We start from the raw sequence: 1,341 nt of genomic DNA on the forward strand, positions 1-1,341 counted from the left end.
GACCGCTTGGCGCATGTGCCACATGATCCGCGAATATATGGGGCAGGTTGACGGTGACGATCCGGTGGGAGGATTCGGCAAGATCGTGGAAGTCGATGAAACCTATATCGGTGGCAAGGTCGAGAATAAGGGCACTGGCAACTACCGCGCCAACAAGACCATCGTGATCGGCATGCGCGAGCGTAACGGCGACGTTATCACCCGCGTCGTTCCGAACCGGAAGAAGGCTACGCTGGAGCCGCATGTGTTCGCCAACGTGAAGCCCCACACCGAAATCCACACGGACGAACTGGTCAGCTATGGCGATCTTGGCGAGTTTAAGGGCTACTGGCACAAAACCGTGAACCACAGCGCCGAGCAATATGTCGGCCCAACCGGAACCACCGTGAATGGCATTGAAGGTTTCTGGGCGCAACTAAAGCGCGGGATCAATGGCACCCACATTCACGTTAGCGAGAAGCATCTTCCGAAGTATCTCGCGGAGTTCGAATTTCGCCACAATATGCGCGACGTTCCGCATCTGATGCTTGATCGCCTGATGGTTTCTTTTTCCCGCTAACTGGCGCGTGGCCATGGGCCATCGCGTCTAGTAAGCGGTCAAAGCGTTCGTTTGGGTCTTTCATGGCTTTGCGTCCACGTGAATTTCTCCCGTTCCGTTTACGTTAGGCCGATGCTCCAACGGCTTTTTTGTCAAGCCTGTGGCCGACGAGAGAAGGCACATATGGACAAGCAGTCCTCGCGCCTTTAACCTTTCGACAACGTCCAGCGTTGCCGATAAAGAGCCATGCTCAACAGCATACACCAATTGATGAGTTTTGGGAAAATCTCTGACCAAATCATCCGCGAGAGAATTTATTAGTCTTGGATCAATGAGCGGGTGCTGAGAAGGGTCTTTGCCAAAATCAGCAATCAACTCATTTCCATCAATCAAAGTGTCACCTTGGCCCCTCGCTTTTAGTGCCTGCTTAACCCCCACAAACTTGTTATTCGTTAGAATAAGGCTTGCGCCGCCAGGTCGCCCATCTGCTACATCAAAGGCGGGTGTTGGTTCGGATTTTTCGTGGGCAGATGGCTTCCGCCATCTATCATATGCCCAAGACGCCGCAGCGAGAAGGCCAATAATTACCAGCGCGGCGGCAATTACCAAAACTATATGGTCAGCCGTTGCCGTGGCAATGGCAGGCGGCGGATTATCAAGCCCTGCCCATTTCAGGTTCGTGGCTATGTAGCTATCTGCCTGTTTCACCGTTTGCGGTATCGAGTTTGTAGAAAGCCACATCATTGGCGCACCGATGATGCCAGAAATGATCGCGGCCCTTCTGATGTGATTAAACACTCAAC

General features: G+C 52.9%; 2 protein-coding genes. One reads left to right on the plus strand and one right to left on the minus strand.

Annotated features, from left to right (window positions below; genetic code table 11):
• Positions 1 to 559: IS1595 family transposase (locus GGR43_RS23315; RefSeq protein ID WP_188074087.1), on the plus strand; the 559-nt coding region annotated here is incomplete at its 5' end.
• 60 nt (positions 560 to 619) lie between these two features.
• Here GGR43_RS23315 and GGR43_RS23320 read toward each other — a convergent pair.
• Positions 620 to 1,282, minus strand: a complete 663-nt coding sequence (locus GGR43_RS23320) for a hypothetical protein (RefSeq protein ID WP_223177594.1) — start codon at positions 1,280 to 1,282, stop codon at positions 620 to 622.
• Positions 1,283 to 1,341: the final 59 nt, after the last annotated feature.

The sequence above is a fragment of the Sphingobium jiangsuense genome (assembly GCF_014196495.1).
GTDB classification, from domain to species: Bacteria; Pseudomonadota; Alphaproteobacteria; order Sphingomonadales; family Sphingomonadaceae; genus Sphingobium; species Sphingobium jiangsuense.

Excerpts from the sequence above, each read along its gene's own strand:
- GGR43_RS23320 (WP_223177594.1), bottom strand. The coding sequence starts at position 1,282 with ATGATGTGGCTTTCTACAAACTCGATACCGCAAACGGTGAAACAGGCA.